17 protein-coding genes are annotated in these 14,384 nt (G+C 69.3%); 12 read left to right on the top strand and 5 right to left on the bottom strand.

The window, feature by feature from the left end; all coding sequences use genetic code 11:
- Window positions 1-55: 55 nt before the first annotated feature.
- From ACFOWZ_RS00970 to ACFOWZ_RS00925, 10 genes are all read left to right on the top strand, one after another.
- Entirely contained in the window at window positions 56-244 is a 189-nt protein-coding gene (locus ACFOWZ_RS00970; protein ID WP_030474087.1) for a Flp family type IVb pilin, read from the top strand.
- Window positions 244-402, top strand: a complete 159-nt coding sequence (locus tag ACFOWZ_RS00965; protein ID WP_382367204.1) for a Flp family type IVb pilin — start codon at window positions 244-246, stop codon at window positions 400-402. The genes ACFOWZ_RS00970 and ACFOWZ_RS00965 overlap by 1 nt, the downstream gene beginning before the upstream one ends.
- Window positions 395-868 (top strand): TadE/TadG family type IV pilus assembly protein, encoded by a 474-nt coding sequence (locus ACFOWZ_RS00960; protein ID WP_382367202.1) that lies wholly within the window; start codon window positions 395-397, stop codon window positions 866-868. Before ACFOWZ_RS00965 ends, ACFOWZ_RS00960 begins: the two co-directional genes overlap by 8 nt.
- Window positions 856-1,938: a TadE/TadG family type IV pilus assembly protein gene (locus tag ACFOWZ_RS00955; RefSeq protein ID WP_382367200.1), complete on the top strand. Its 1,083-nt coding sequence runs from the start codon at window positions 856-858 to the stop codon at window positions 1,936-1,938. Before ACFOWZ_RS00960 ends, ACFOWZ_RS00955 begins: the two co-directional genes overlap by 13 nt.
- A gap of 15 nt (window positions 1,939-1,953) precedes the next feature.
- A complete protein-coding gene (cpaB, locus tag ACFOWZ_RS00950; RefSeq protein WP_382367198.1) occupies window positions 1,954-2,703 on the top strand; it encodes a Flp pilus assembly protein CpaB in 750 nt (249 codons plus the stop codon).
- Between the two features lie 8 nt (window positions 2,704-2,711).
- Entirely contained in the window at window positions 2,712-3,875 is a 1,164-nt protein-coding gene (locus ACFOWZ_RS00945; RefSeq protein WP_382367196.1) for an AAA family ATPase, read from the top strand.
- Window positions 3,872-5,224: a CpaF family protein gene (locus ACFOWZ_RS00940; RefSeq protein WP_030474092.1), complete on the top strand. Its 1,353-nt coding sequence runs from the start codon at window positions 3,872-3,874 to the stop codon at window positions 5,222-5,224. The genes ACFOWZ_RS00945 and ACFOWZ_RS00940 overlap by 4 nt, the downstream gene beginning before the upstream one ends.
- On the top strand, window positions 5,221-6,837 hold the full coding sequence (locus ACFOWZ_RS00935; protein WP_382367194.1) for a VWA domain-containing protein: 1,617 nt from the start codon (window positions 5,221-5,223) through the stop codon (window positions 6,835-6,837). Before ACFOWZ_RS00940 ends, ACFOWZ_RS00935 begins: the two co-directional genes overlap by 4 nt.
- Window position 6,838: 1 nt before the next feature.
- A complete protein-coding gene (locus ACFOWZ_RS00930; protein WP_382367192.1) occupies window positions 6,839-7,726 on the top strand; it encodes a type II secretion system F family protein in 888 nt (295 codons plus the stop codon).
- 108 nt (window positions 7,727-7,834) lie between these two features.
- A complete protein-coding gene (locus ACFOWZ_RS00925) occupies window positions 7,835-8,479 on the top strand; it encodes a response regulator transcription factor (protein ID WP_382367190.1) in 645 nt (214 codons plus the stop codon).
- Between the two features lie 555 nt (window positions 8,480-9,034).
- On the opposite strand, the gene ACFOWZ_RS00920 is transcribed toward ACFOWZ_RS00925, so the two are convergent.
- Window positions 9,035-9,337: a hypothetical protein gene (locus ACFOWZ_RS00920; protein WP_382367188.1), complete on the bottom strand. Its 303-nt coding sequence runs from the start codon at window positions 9,335-9,337 to the stop codon at window positions 9,035-9,037.
- 230 nt (window positions 9,338-9,567) lie between these two features.
- A complete protein-coding gene (locus ACFOWZ_RS00915) occupies window positions 9,568-10,404 on the bottom strand; it encodes a RecB family exonuclease (protein ID WP_382367186.1) in 837 nt (278 codons plus the stop codon).
- A 100-nt stretch (window positions 10,405-10,504) separates the two neighbouring features.
- Here ACFOWZ_RS00915 and ACFOWZ_RS00910 point away from each other — a divergent pair, with 100 nt between their 5' ends.
- The gene (locus tag ACFOWZ_RS00910; protein ID WP_382367184.1) at window positions 10,505-10,807 is read left to right on the top strand and encodes an ArsC/Spx/MgsR family protein; all 303 of its coding nucleotides are present in this window, start codon (window positions 10,505-10,507) and stop codon (window positions 10,805-10,807) included.
- On the opposite strand, the gene ACFOWZ_RS00905 is transcribed toward ACFOWZ_RS00910, so the two are convergent.
- Both ACFOWZ_RS00905 and ACFOWZ_RS00900 read right to left on the bottom strand, forming a co-directional pair.
- Window positions 10,804-11,424 carry a MarC family protein gene (locus ACFOWZ_RS00905; protein WP_382367182.1) on the bottom strand — a complete coding sequence of 207 codons (621 nt, stop codon included), beginning with the start codon at window positions 11,422-11,424 and terminating at the stop codon, window positions 10,804-10,806. The two genes, ACFOWZ_RS00910 and ACFOWZ_RS00905, sit on opposite strands and share 4 nt — an antisense overlap.
- Entirely contained in the window at window positions 11,425-12,282 is an 858-nt protein-coding gene (locus tag ACFOWZ_RS00900; protein ID WP_382367180.1) for a PHP domain-containing protein, read from the bottom strand.
- A 258-nt stretch (window positions 12,283-12,540) separates the two neighbouring features.
- On the opposite strand from ACFOWZ_RS00900, the gene ACFOWZ_RS00895 reads away from it, so the two are divergent.
- On the top strand, window positions 12,541-13,830 hold the full coding sequence (locus ACFOWZ_RS00895; RefSeq protein WP_382367178.1) for an RNA-guided endonuclease InsQ/TnpB family protein: 1,290 nt from the start codon (window positions 12,541-12,543) through the stop codon (window positions 13,828-13,830).
- On the opposite strand, the gene ACFOWZ_RS00890 is transcribed toward ACFOWZ_RS00895, so the two are convergent.
- On the bottom strand, window positions 13,787-14,347 hold the full coding sequence (locus ACFOWZ_RS00890; RefSeq protein ID WP_382367176.1) for a PH domain-containing protein: 561 nt from the start codon (window positions 14,345-14,347) through the stop codon (window positions 13,787-13,789). The two genes, ACFOWZ_RS00895 and ACFOWZ_RS00890, sit on opposite strands and share 44 nt — an antisense overlap.
- Between the last annotated feature and the right edge of the window lie 37 nt (window positions 14,348-14,384).

The raw sequence follows: 14,384 nt of genomic DNA, 5'->3' as shown, positions 1-14,384 counted from the left end.
CGTCACGCAGAGTTGCGGAGTCCTGAAAACCGGATCCTTCCCACAGGAGACCGACATGCTCACCTTCCTCAGCTACGTGCAGACCTTCCTCACCCGCACCCGGCGCGAAGAGAACGATCGGGGCGCGACCGCAGTCGAGTACGGACTGATGGTCGCCCTCATCGCGATCGTCATCATCGCCGCGGTGACGCTGCTCGGCACGAACCTCGCCGCGCTGTTCCAGCAGATCGCGGACGCGCTGTAGTGACGACGCGTCGGCGTGATCGGGACCGCGGCGCCACCGCCGTCGAGTACGGCCTGATGGTGGCGTTGATCGTGGTGGCAGCGATGGTCGCCATCACCGCCGTCGGCGACAACATGGCCGCGATGTTCGAGCTCATCGCCGACGTCATCGATGGCTGAAGTCTCCTGTCCCGCGCGGCCGGCCACCCCCTCGGCCGGCCGCGCACCTTTCTTCGGAGCGGTCATGACCAAGAAAGCTCGCGATCGCGGCGCGACCGCTGTCGAAGTCGCTTTGCTGATGCCGATTCTGCTGATGCTGGTGATGGGCGTCGTGGACTTCGGGCGCGCGCTGCACGCGCAGATCACCCTCACCCAGGCAGCACGCGAAGGCGTGCGCGTCGCCGCGTTGAAGCAGTCCGGTGCCAGCACCCGCACCCAGAACGCCGCCACGGGGCTGTCCGGTGTCGGTGTCGCGGTCACCGCCTGCCCCTCGAGTTCCGGCGGCAGTTCCAGTGCCGAGGTGCAGGCCACCTACACGTTCGACTTCATCACGCCGGTCGGCGCTTTCGCCGGGCTGTTCGGCGGCGGTGGCTTCGGTTCACCGATCACCTTGAGCGCCAAGGGGGTCATGCCGTGCGAAGGCTGAGGACCGACGACCGCGGCGCGCTCGGCGTGCTGATCGCCATCCTGCTCGGGTTCGGCGTCCTGCTGGGCATGGGCGCGATCGTCATCGACACCGGGTTCCTGTACCAGGAGCGCGCGGAGCTGCAGAACGGTGCCGACGCGGGTGCGCTCGCCGTGGCGCAGGGCTGCGCCAAGGGTGCGTCGACCTGCCTGGTGAACAAGGCGAACTACTACGCCAACCACAACGCCAAGGACAACGTGTCCACTGTGGAGCAGGTGTGCGGGTTCGACGGGAACGGCGTGCTGTCCTCGTGCGGCGCCTCCACCGGCACGATGATCGACTGCCCGGCCAAGCCCGCCGCCGGCACCAAGTACGTGGACGTGCACACCTCGACGCAGACCGCCGGTGGCGACACACTGCTGCCACCCTCGTTCGCCAGGGCGTTGGCGGGCAACAGCGCCTACGACGGCACTCGCGTGCACGCCTGTGCCCGTGCCACCTGGGGACCGCCCAAGACCGCCACCACGATGGCCATGACGATCTCGTGGTGCGAGTGGAGCGAGGCGACCTCGAACGGCACCAACTACGGCCCGCCCCCTCCTGAGACACCGCCGGTGTCCGTGCACCGGGTGCTCAAACTGCACACCACCGGTGGTACGACGTGCCCCAGCGGCCCATCGGGTTCGGACGGTCCCGGCATGTTCGGCTGGGTCGACGACACCGGCTCCGACTGCTCGGTTCTGATCAGCAACAACACCTACAGCGCGGACACCGGCGCGTCCGCCGGCAGCGACTGCAAGGCCGCGCTCGCGTCGGCGTTCGCCTCGCGTGAGGCCGTCTACTTCCCGATCTACACCAAGGTCACCGGTACCGGCACCGGCGGCACGTACACGCTGTCCGGTTTCGCGGGCTTCGTGGTCACCGGGTACTGGCTGCCCGGCGCGTCGCAGAAGGACTGGCTGACGAACAAGAACGAGTGCAAGGGCTCGGACAAGTGCATCGCCGGCTACTTCGTCCAGGGCCTCCTCCCCGGCACCGGCACCATCGGCGGCCCCGATCTCGGTACCCGCATCGTCCAGCTCACCGGCTGAAACCCAGGAGTAGTCATGAAGAACCGCGCATTCATCATCATCCTGGCGGTGTTGCTGGCCGTCTGCGGCAGCGCCGGGGTGTTCCTCTACGTCCGTGCCGCCGACTCGCGGGCGATCGCGGGCCAGCAGGCCGTGTCGGTGCTGGTCGCGAAGGAACGCATCCCCGCCGGCACCGGCGCCGAGGCGTTGAAGGAGCTCGTCGAGACGCAGCAGATGCCCAAGAGCAGCGTTCCCGCCAACACCATGTCCGAAGTGGACTCGTCGCTGATGAAGCTCGTGACGTCGTCGGAGATCGCGGAGGGACAGCTGGTCACCAAGACGCTGTTCACCGAGGAGGCCTCGCTCGCCAAGGGCATCTCGATCCCCGACGGGATGATCGCGGTGACCGTGCCGACGGAGGCGTGGCAGCGAGCGGGCGGCCTCATCCAGAAGGGCTCGAAGGTCGCGGTCTTCGACACCTTCACCGTGATGGACGGCAAGGGCAACACACCGGCCGGTGACGGTCTTTCCAAGCAGTACGAACGCAACCAGTCCACCCGCCTGCTGCTGACCGGTCTCGAGGTCCTCTCCGTCGTCGACGAGAAGAAGGCCGCTGAGGACGGCGACGTCGGCAAGGCCATCGTCACCGTCGCGGTGAAGCAGGCGGACGCGGAGAAGCTCATCCACGGCCAGCAGACGGGAACGCTCTACTTCGCGCTGCTCGGCGGCAAGTCCGAGATCGCGCCGGGCAACGGCGTCGACAACCGCTCCCTGTTCGGAAACTGAGGCGTGCCATGACGATTCTGTGCGACCCGGCCGCCCGCGCCGGACAGCTCTCCCCCGCCGTCGGTGCCGTCGGCAGCGACGTCCTCACCGCGGCGACCCTCACCGAGGCCGGCCGGTTGCTCGCCGCCGACCCCTCCGAACTGCTCGTCGTCATCGGCGCGGCCGTCGACCTGAACGAGGCACTGGCGTTCACCGAGGCGTTGCGGGTCGACCGTCCCGTGGTCGGCGTGGTGCTGCTGCGCGAGGTGCTCGACGTCGGGGTGCTGACGCGGGCGTTGCGCGCGGGTGTCCGTGAGGTTGTCGCGCGGGACGACCTCGCGTCCCTGGCCGATGCCTGCGCTCGCTCACGGGCGTTGTCCGCGCAGGTCACCGGAGTACCGCAGCCCCGGGCCGACGAGCGCAGGCACGGCCAGGTGATCACGGTCTTCTCCGCGAAGGGCGGGTGCGGCAAGACCACGCTCGCCGTGAACCTCGCCTCGGTGCTCGCCGCCGGTGGTGCGCGGTCGGTGTGCCTGGTGGACCTCGACCTCGCGTTCGGCGACGTCGGCATCTGCCTGCGGGCGGAGCCGGTCCGCACGATCGTGCACGGGCTCGGCATGCTCGGTCACGTCGACGTGACGGGCGCGTCGTCGCTGCTCACGGCGTGCCGGCCGGGGCTGAGCGCGCTGCTCGCGCCCGTCGAACCCGGTGACGCGGAACGGATTCCGGCGTCGCTGGTCGGCGAGCTGCTGGAGGTGCTGCCGACGATGTTCGACTACGTCGTGGTCGACACGCCGTCCGCGTTCAGCGAGCACGTGCTGGCCGCGATGGACGCCTCGCACCACCACGTCCTGCTGACCACTCCGGACGTGCCCGCGTTGAAGAACCTGCGCGTGACGCTCGACATGCTGGACCTGCTGTCCTACGCGCACGACATCCGGTCGGTCGTGCTGAACCGGTCCGACGCGAAGGTCGGCCTGACGATGGACGACATCGACCGCGTCGTGCGCAGCGACATCCGCGCGCACGTGCCGTCCAGCCGGGACGTGCCGATCTCCGTCAACAAGGGCAACCCGATCGTCCTCGACCTGCCGAAGCACCCGGTGAGCGAGGCCATCTCGCGGTTCGCCCGCGAGCACGTGCTCGCCGAGCCCGCCGTCGCCGCGAAGTCCTCGAAGAGGTGGTTCCGTTGAGCCTGGCCAATCGCATTGCCGCACAACGGGAATCCGTGTCGCCCACACCGGTGGCGCGCCGCCACACCCGTGCCGCGGACCCGTTCGCCGAGGTCAAGCGCAGCGTGCACGCGGGTCTGCTGGAGGTGCTCGGCCCCAAGCTCTACGACGCACACCTCGACCAGCGCGAGCTGGAAACCCGTGTGCGCCAGACGTTGCAGGCCGTGCTGGAACGCGACGAGACGCCGCTGACCAACGCGGACCGGGCCCGCATCGCCCTGGAGGTGCTGGACGAGATCCTCGGTCACGGCCCGCTGGAGCCCTACCTGCGGGACCCCGGCATCTCCGAAATCATGGTGAACGGCCACGACCAGGTCTACGTGGAACGCGCGGGCCGGCTGGAACCGGTGCCCGTGGCGTTCGCCGACGAGTCGCACCTGCGCCGCACGATCGACAAGATCGTCGCCAAGGTCGGCCGCCGCGTGGACGAGGCCTCGCCGATGGTCGACGCCCGCCTGCCCGACGGCAGTCGCGTCAACGCCGTCGTACCGCCGATCGCGCTGGACGGCTCGGTGCTGACGATCCGCAAGTTCGCCGCCGATCCGTTCACCGTCGACGACCTGGTCGGCTTCGGCACGCTGACGCCCGCGACCGCGTACCTGCTCCAGGCGTGCGTGCACGGGCGGATGAACATCCTGATCGGCGGCGGCACCGGCTCCGGCAAGACGACGTCGCTGAACGTGCTGTCGTCGTTCGTGCCGGCCGACGAACGCATCGTCACCATCGAGGACGCCGCCGAGCTCCAGCTGCGCCAGGACCACGTGCTGCGGCTGGAGGCCCGTCCGCCGAACGTGGAGTCGCGCGGTGAGGTGGCCGTGCGGGACCTGGTCCGCAACGCGCTGCGCATGCGGCCGGACCGGATCATCGTCGGCGAGGTCCGCGACGGTGCCGCGCTGGACATGTTGCAGGCCATGAACACCGGTCACGACGGCTCCATCACCACCGTGCACTCGAACTCGCCGCGCGACTCGTTGTCCCGCCTGGAAACCATGGTGCTGATGGCGGGCGTCGACCTGCCGGCGCGGGCGATCCGCGAGCAGATGGCGTCCGCGATCGACGTGATCGTGCACCAGTCGCGGCTCAAGGACGGCACGCGGCGGATCACCCACATCACCGAGGTCATCGGGATGGAGGGCGAGATCGTGACGCTGCAGGACATCTTCCAGTTCGACTTCCACGCCGGGGTCGACGAGCGCGGCTTCTACCGGGGCCAGCTGCAGTCGACCGGGCTGCGGCCGCACTTCGTGGAACGGTTGCGGGATCGCGGAGTCGACGTTCCTCCGCACCTGTTCGTGGGTGGTGTGCGATGAAGCGGGTCCTCGCGGGCGTCCTGGTCGGCGCGCTGCTGACGTTCGTGTTCACGGCTTTCGCCTCTGCCGCACCATCTCGCGGGGTGGTGGTGCTGCTCGACACCAGCGGCTCGATGGCGCCAGACCGGATCGTGGTGGCACGACAGGCGATCGCGACCTACGTCTCGGGCCTGCCCGAGGACGTGCAGGTCGGTCTCGTGACGTTCTCCTCGCAGCCGTCGCTGGTGCTGGCGCCCACCGCCGACCGGGGTGCGGTGGGTGCGGCGCTGGATCGGTTGCAGGCCAAGGGAGACACGTCGTTGTTCGACGCGGTGCCGGTCGGGCTGTCCGCGTTGCAGGGCATCTCCGAGCGGCGGATGGTGATCGTGTCCGACGGTGAGGACACGGTCAGCAAGTCCACTGTGGACGCCGCGGTGTCCGCTGTCGCCGCGGCCGGCGTGCCGACCGACGTGATCGGGTTCCAGTACAGCGACGACGCGCTGGGCCGGATCGCCGCCGCGGCGGGTGGACGTCTGCTGACGGCCTCGGACGCCTCCGCACTGGCCGCCGCGTTCGCCGCTCTGGTCGTGCCGTCGTCGGTCGCGCCTCCCACTGTGGCGGAACCCGTTGCCACGCCCGAACCCTTGCCTGTCGCGGTGCCCGCGCCGACGCCGGGGCTGAACTGGCAGACGATGGCGCTGATCGTCGGCACGTTCCTCGTGGTGTTCGTCGTCGTGATGACGATGCTGACGCCGCGCCGTTCCGCGACGGGCCGCAAGCTCGAACGGCACCTCGAGCACTACGGCGCGCAGGAAGCCGTCGCCGCACCGGAGGAGAGCCAGGCCGCCCAGACCGCCGTGGTGTGGACGCGCCGGATCATGAGCGACGTCAGCGCCGCCCGTCTGTCCGATCGGCTCGACCTCGCGGGGATGAAGGCGAGCCCGGCGGAGTGGACGTTGCTGCGGATCTGCACGGCCGCGGGGCTCGCCGCGCTGCTCACCGTGATGACGACCTGGTGGATCGGCGTGCCGGTGGGCGCGCTGCTCGGCTGGCTCGCGACGGCGCTGGTGATGAAGGTGCGGACCTCGAAGCGCCGCGCGGCGTTCGCCGACCAGCTGCCGGACGTGCTGCAGCTGATCGCGAGCTCGTTGCGCTCGGGTTTCTCGCTGGCCCAGTCCATCGACGCGGTCGTGCGGGACGACACCCAGCCGACCGCCGGCGAGTTCTCCCGCGCGCTGGCCGCCACCCGCATCGGCGCCGAGCTGGAGGACGCACTCGACCTCGTCGCGCTGAGGATGCGCAGCGCCGACCTGTCGTGGGTCGTGATGGCGGTCCGGATCCAGCGCCAGGTCGGCGGCAACCTCGCCGAGGTGCTGATGACCACCGTGACCACCATGCGCGACCGGTCCCAGACCCGGCGGCACGTCCGCGCGCTGTCGGCGGAGGGCCGCCTGTCCGCCTACGTCCTGGTCGGTCTGCCGATCGGCCTGGCCGCGTTCCTGTTCTGGATCCGGCCGGAGTACATGCGGCCGCTCTACACCACGTTCGTCGGCATCGTGATGCTCGCGTTCGCCGCCGTGATGGTCGTCATCGGCTCGTTGTGGATGCGCAAACTCGTGCGCGTGGAGGTGTGACATGGCGCTTGTCATCGGACTGGGCTGCCTTCTGCTCGCTCTCGCCCTGGGCGTAGTCGCCGTCGTGCTGAAGCCGCGCGTCACGGCCGCAGGTTCCCTGGCGTTGATCGAGACGAGCTACTCGGCGTCCGTCGTCTCGACCGAGCAGGCCGCCGTCGTCTCGCCGAGCTGGCTGCGACTGATTGCCCTGAGGCTGTCTCCGGCCGGCGTGGCGTTTCGGTTGCAGCACCGCCTCGACCTGGCCGGCAACCCGCCGACGTGGACCCCGGATCGAGTACTCGCCGCCAAGGGCCTCTGCCTGCTGGTCGGCGCCGGCCTCGGAGGCGTGCTGGGCCTCCGCTCGGTCGGCTGGATGATCACCGGCCTGGCGGTGGGCGCGGCCTTCGGGTTCTTCCTGCCCGACCTGCTGCTGCTCAACGCGGGCCAGAAGCGCCAGACCCTGATCAGGCGAGCCCTGCCGGACGCCCTCGACATGCTGACCGTGTGCGTCGAGGCCGGCCTGGGCTTCGACGCGGCCCTGGCCCAGGTCGCCCGCAACACCGCGGGCCCACTCGCCCAGGAGTGCGCCCGCGTCCTGCAGGAGATGCAGATCGGCAAGTCGCGCAACGAGGCCCTGCGCGCCCTGACCACGCGAACCACCGTCCCGGAGCTCCGCGCGTTCGTCTCAGCCCTCGCTCAAGCGGGTGAACTCGGCGTCCCGATCGCCGCGGTTCTGCGCGAGCAGGCCCGCGAAATGCGCGTCCGCCGCCGCCAGCGAGCGGAGGAACAGGCCCAGAAGGTCCCGGTGAAAATCCTGTTCCCGCTGATCGCGTGCCTGTTCCCGGCCATGTTCGTGATCATCATCGGTCCCGGCGCCATCAGCATCGCCCGAGTCCTCACGAACCTGTGACGGTCCCTGCCCCGATGGGACCAAGTGCCCTATTAGTCCCTTCGGTGTAACCAACCGAGATGTCCGGAACGACATGCGGGTTGAACCTTCAACGAGAGGGGGCGACTCATGGCGATCAAGGTTGTCGTCGTCGACGGACACACGCTCACCCGCTTCGGCCTGACGACGCTCGCCGCCGCGCACCCCGACCTGGAGGTGGTCGCGGAGGCGAGCACAGCAGCCGAGGCCCCCGACACAATCGCGGCAGCCTCCCCAGACGTCGTGACGGTGGCCGTGGGCCTCCCCGACGCCGACGGCCTCCGCCTGGCCCGCGACCTCCGCGACCGCTACCCGACGCTCGGCATCGTCGTGCTGACCTCCCAGGGCGAGGACGACGTGCTGTTCCGGGCCCTGGAAACCGGCGCCTCGGCCTTCGTGGGCAAGGCCGCCCCGATGGAAGAAATCCTCTGCGCCATCAGACACGCCGCAGTGGCAGCCTCGTCCTTCACCGCAGCGGGCCTGGCCACCGCCATGGCCCGCCGCCAGTCCACAGCAGCCCGCCTGGCCCTGAGCCCACGCGAACGCGAGGTGCTCATGCTCCTGCGAGACGGCGTGTCCATCCCCGCCATCGCCCGCACGCTGTACGTCTCCCCCTCGACGGCCAAGACCTACGTGTCCCGCCTCTACGAGAAGCTGGGCGCCTCGAACCGGGCGCAGGCGCTGATGGCGGCGTTGAGGAACGGCCTGATCAGGAGCGACGCGGCGAGCGCGTGAACCCGACCCGGCGAGCGCGTGAACCCGACCCGGCGAGCGCCTGAGCCCGACACGGCAAGCACCTGAGCCCGACACGGCAAGCGCCTCAGCCCGGCCCGGCGAACGTCCGAGCCCGGCCCGGCGAGCGCACCTGCATCCAATCCTGCGAGCGCCTGAAGCCAGCCCGGCAAGCACCTGAACCCAGCCTGGCCGCCCCGGTCCCCACCGTCACCGCGGCCACCCCGGTCCCAGTGTCGTGTCACGGCGGCCGCGCCGGGCCCCACCATCACAGCCGCCTCGCCGGTCCCTCGTCACCGCGCGATCGTGTCTCCACCATCGCGGCCAAGATCCAACGAGCCGGCCCCGAACACCGACGAAGCAGCCCCAGGCCCTGCCGACCGCCCCGCCCCCCGCGCTTCCTCCCTTGCGGAACGAAGAAATCGGGATTTCGGTTCCCCGGCTATCCACAGGCTACGCGACATCCCGAAACCGCAGGTCAGCAATGCCGAACCCTGTGGACAACTCGCGATCTTGCCCATCACCGACCACCGCGCCCACAGAAGTGGGCCTAGCGAACTACGCCCACCAGAACGTCCACAGGGTCGCCCCCGCCACCGCCAGCACCGCGAGCGACGCCACCGGCGCCCTCCAGTCCGCGTACCGGTCGGCCACGATCTGGCCCGCCACCGCGAACAGCGCCGCCACGACGTGCACCGTGACCGACAACGTGCCAGGTCCGGGCAGGTCGCGGGAGTTCGCGTAGAACTGGACGCCGATGTTCCCCAGTGCGAGCAGCACCAAGCCCACCGCGAGCACACCGCTCACAGCACGCAGGATTCCGTAGGTCCGCGACGGCCGCTTTGCTGCTTCCACGTCCACCCCAGCCACCCTACGGGGCCGCCGGTCCTCGGGCGGCCAGGGCCCGGCGCCCCTCCAAACGACTACGGCAAAAGCCGCACCGCCCGCCCTGCGGCGCTGACAGTTCGTCAGGGCCCAGCCTTCTCACGGCCTCACCGCCAGCCAGCCACCTCACCAAGCCAGCACCTCCCGGCGACCCCACCACCAGCCGCCTCACCAAGCCAGCCCCGCGGCCCCCGACAAGCCGCCCCTCACGGAGCCAGCAAATCCCAAGGCTCCAACGAAGGCGCCGCCGCCTGCCCCTCCGGACAACTCCGCCGAAAATCGCACCACTGACACTGCCGCCCCGTCACCGGCGGAAACAGGATCTCCTGGTCCCCGCCGGCCTTCAGCGTCTCCGTGGCCAGGTCGATCTCGTCCGCCGCTTCCTCGGCGCGGCGGACGTGCCGGGCCAGCGACTCCTCCGTGTGTTCCCACTCCGCCACCGAGCCCGACGGCAGGTGGTGGAGCTCCACGCGGCGGCACGGTTTGCGCAGCGTTCGGCGGGCCGCCAGGGCGTAGAGGGCCAGGGCCTGGGAGCCGCGGGCGTCGTCGGAGGTCAGGACGTGGCGGCCGGTTTTGTAGTCGACGATCACGAGTTCGCCGTCGCGGTAGTCGATGCGGTCCACGCGGCCCTCGGCCACGATTCGCTCGGTCGGGGAGGACACCCAGCGCTCCACGCCGAGCGGCTCGAAGTCGACGTCCAAGCCGGCCACGTAGTCGTGCACCCACCGCTGCGCGCGCGACCTGTACTCGGCGGCCTGGTCCACGTCGCGGAAACCCTCGGACTTCCACTGCCTGCTCACCAGCGCCACGGCCTGGTCCGGCGTGCGCTTCTCCACCGGCAGGTCGAACAGTGCCTTCAGGGCGTTGTGCACCACCGCGCCCAGCGTGTTGTGCGCCCAGGCGCCGCCGCGGGGTGGAGTCGGGCGGTCCAGGTACGTCATGCGGAAGCGGCGCGGACAGTCCGTCCACGTCGCGAGCTTCGCGGGCGTGACGCGCACCAGCCGCCGGGGCTGTACACCGAAGTCGAAGCCGAGTTGTTCCACCCCAACCAAGTTACTCAGCACCCCTGACAGTTTTGGATCGCCCCTGCTCCGCAGATGGCGGCGAGTTCGTCGGGAAGTCGGTCTCGCTACATTTCGGGGCATGGAGATCTGGCACAACCCGCGCTGCTCCAAGAGCCGCGCCGCCAAGCAACGCCTCGACGACGAGGGCATCGAGTACACCGAACGCCGCTACCTCGACGACGCCCCCACCGCCGAGGAGCTCGACCACGTCCTCAAGCTCCTGGACAAGGAGCCGTGGGAAATCGCCCGCACGAAGGAACCGGCTTACCCCAAGCTGCTGGAGCACGACCGCGCCAAGTGGATCGCGCACATGGTCGCGAACCCGAGCCTCATCGAGCGCCCCATCATCATCGACGGCGACAAAGCGCACATCGAGCGCTAGACACCCGAAGAGATGAAGCCCTGCACCGACGACGCCACCAGCTGCACGGCGATCGCGGCCAGCAGCAGACCGGCGATCTTGGCCATGAGCAGGATCCCGCTCTCCTTGAACACCTTGATCAGCAGGCCGGCGGACCGCAGCGTCCCCAGCAGGATCAGGTGCACGGCCACGATCGCCGCAGCCAAAGCGAAGTAAGAACCCCAGCCGTCGGCCTGCCGCACGAACACGATCGTCGCCGCGATGGCACCGGGGCCTGCCAGCAGCGGCGTGCCCAACGGCACCAGGGCGATGTTCACGTCCTCGACCTCGGGATGCTGCGTCGCACCCTTGCCGGTCAGCAGGTCCAGCGCGATCAGCAACAGCAGCAACCCGCCCGCGCCCTGCAGGGCGGGGATGCCGATGTGCATGTACGCCAGGATCGAGTTGCCCGCCACCGCGAACAGCGTGATCACCAGGAACGACACCAGCACGCCCTGCCGCGCGGCCCGCTTGCGCGCGTCTCGCGACTTGCGGCCCACCAGGCCCAGGAACACGGGCACGGTGCCGGGCGGGTCCATGATCACCAGCAGCGTGATCGAGGCCTCGATGAACAGCCGCAAGTTGAACACTGACGCCACCTACCCCACGAGGATCTTGCCGCCGGTCGCCCGCTCGGCCAGAGCATCCAGCATCTCCGGCGCCGTCGTCTCCGCGCCGAGCCGCACCGTCTTGTTCGTGCCGTGGTAGTCACTCGACCCGGTGACGATCAGCCCCAGCGACGACGCCAGCGACCTCAACGACTCGCGGGTGGCGACATCGTGGTCGGGGTGGTCCACCTCAAGTCCCGCCAGACCCGCGGACGCCAGCGACCGCACCACGTCCGCCGTCACGATCGGGCCGCGCGACACCGCGAACGGATGTGCCAGCACCGTCACACCGCCGGCCTCGGTGATCATCTCGATGGCGCGCTCGACGGGCGTGTCGGTGCGGCCCACGTAATAACGCCCACCGGTCAGGTACGTCGCGAAGGCCTCGTCCACCGACTCGACCATGCCGGCGCGGATCAGCGCCTGCGCCAGGTGCGGGCGGCCCGCGGGCGCGTCGAACGGCAGCCGCGCCATCAGGTCGACCGGGTCGATGGGGAACCCGTCGGCCTTCATCATCTCGGCCATCTTCTGCAGCCGGTAGCGGCGCTCCTCCCGCAACCGCGACTGCTCGGCCATCAACGCCGCGTGCGTCGGGTCGTAGAGGTACGCGAGGAGGTGCACGGTGATCGTGCGGCCGCGGCCGTCAGGGCACGCGCACGACAGCTCGGCTCCGCGCACGAGCCGCAGGCCAGGAGGCAGTGCGGCAGCGGCCTCGGCCCAGCCGGCCGCCGTGTCGTGGTCGGTGATCGCCACCGCGTCGAGCCCGGCTTTCGCCGCAGCCCTCACCAGTTCGGCAGGACTGTCGGTGCCGTCGGACTCGGACGAATGGGTGTGCAGATCGATGACCACGTCGTCCAGTGTGGACGACGTCCCTGTGGGCTCCCGATGCTGGGTTGCGTGATGAAGGCGCGCGCGGGAGGGCGATCACGGTCCGGCGTGCCCTGGACCTGCGCAGCACGCTGGTCTGCGCACCTGCGACCTCGCCGACGAACTGCGACAGCATCGAGATCGCGATCTTGGGCGTGAAGCTCACGAGCACGTGCATGTGGCCAACACCAAGGGTCACCCTGCGTCACCGTCCTGTCACGAGAACCATAGGGTGTGTTCGTGCAGCTGCGGTACAACCTCCGCATCTACCCGGAGCCCAGTCAGCAGGACGCGCTGGCGCGGGCGTTCGGGTGCGCACGGGTGGTGTTCAACGACGCGCTGCGCGCACGCCGGACAGCCCACGAGAACGGCGAGCCGTACCCATCGGACGGTGAGCTGTCCAAGCGGGTCATCACCCACGCGAAGTCGACGCCGGAACGAGCGTGGCTGGGTGAGGTGTCAGCCGTAGTGCTCCAACAGGCACTGGCGGACCTGAACACCGCGTACCGCAACTTCTTCGCCTCGGTGACGGGCATCCGCAAGGGGCGGAAGGTGGCCGTGCCCCGGTTCCGGTCCAGCAAGGACAGCTGGCAGTCCATCCGGTTCACCCGCAACGCCCGGTTCACGATCCTCGGTAACAAGCGGTTGCGGTTGCCGAAGATCGGTGACCTGCGGGTGCGTTGGTCACGCGAGCTGCCCACCGCACCGTCCTCGGTGACGATCATCAAGGATGGGGCCGGGCGGTACTTCGCGTCGTTCGTCGTGCGGACCGAGAATGAGGTGTTGCCGCGGACCGAGTCCAAGGTGGGCATCGATCTGGGGCTGACGCATTTCGCGGTGCTCTCGGACAGCACGAAGGTGGCCGCGCCGAAGTTCCTGCGCCAGGCGGCGCGCAAGCTGCGACGGTTGCAGAAGTCGCTGAGCCGCAAGGTCAAGGGCTCCAACAACCGCAAGAAGGCCGTCACCAAAGTCGCCCGCGTCCACGCGAAGGTGGCTGACACGCGGCGGGACTGGCAGCACAAGCTGTCCACGACGATCATCCGCGACAACCAAGCGGTCTACGTCGAGGATCTGTGCGTGACCGGTCTCGGCCGCACCAGGCTCGCCAAGTCCGTGCACGACGCCGGGTGGTCCAGTTTCACCGGCATGCTCGAATACAAGGCAACACGGCACGGACGTGCCTTCGCACGGATCGACCGGTGGCTGCCGACCTCGCAAGCCTGCTCGGCGTGCGGACGGATCGACGGCCCGAAACCGCTGTCCGTGCGGTCGTGGACGTGCCCGTGCGGTGTCACCCACGACCGGGACATCAACGCCGCAAAGAATGTGTTGGCCGCCGGGCAGGCGGACAACTCAAACGACCGTGGAGCGCAGGTAAGACCGGCATCCGTGTCGGCACCGCGCCATGAAGCGGTAACCCACTCGGACGCCGCGCGGTCCGCGCGCAGCGTGGAGAGAGTCTCCGTCGTTCACGGCGGAGAGGATGTCAAGGGACCATCTTCTTCCCACGCGCGGCCCGCTGCGCCTTGATCATCGAGAACCGCTCGGCCTGTGCCTTCTTGTCACCGAAGGTCAACTCCGAGATGGCGTCGTACACCTCTTCGGGGTCCGGCAGGAACTCCAGGCGGTTCAACGCCTGGATCTGACCGGCCGACTCCACGATCAACGTGCCGTAGCCGAGCATGCGCCCGCCCACGGTGCGTTCGTAGGTGAGGTCGGTGACCTTGCTGATGGGCATCATCGCGACCTTGGTCTCGAAGACGCCCGACGTCAGCATGAACCGCTTGTCGGTGACGACGATGCGCTCGACCCACCACTCGATGATGAAGTAGGCGAGCCGCAGCAGCACGAGCAGCCCGCCGTACCACAACACGTTCTGGAACAGTCCCGCGTCGGCGGGAAGCAGGTACGAGATCATCATGAAGCCGGCGAGCAGCGCCGCGGCCTCGAGCACGTCCCAGATCAGGTAGGACCAGTGCCTGCGCACCCGGATGACCCGACGCTCGCTCGAGAGCAGGTAGTCGTCCGGATCACGTGGTGCGAACATGCGCTACCAGCCCTTTCCTGGTGCCAGCCAGTGCTCT

This window comes from Lentzea rhizosphaerae (genome assembly GCF_042649515.1).
GTDB classification, from domain to species: Bacteria; Actinomycetota; Actinomycetes; order Mycobacteriales; family Pseudonocardiaceae; genus Lentzea; species Lentzea aerocolonigenes.
The sequence above is the reverse complement of the archived record's forward strand: the minus strand, read 5'-3'. Positions and strand labels throughout refer to the sequence as shown.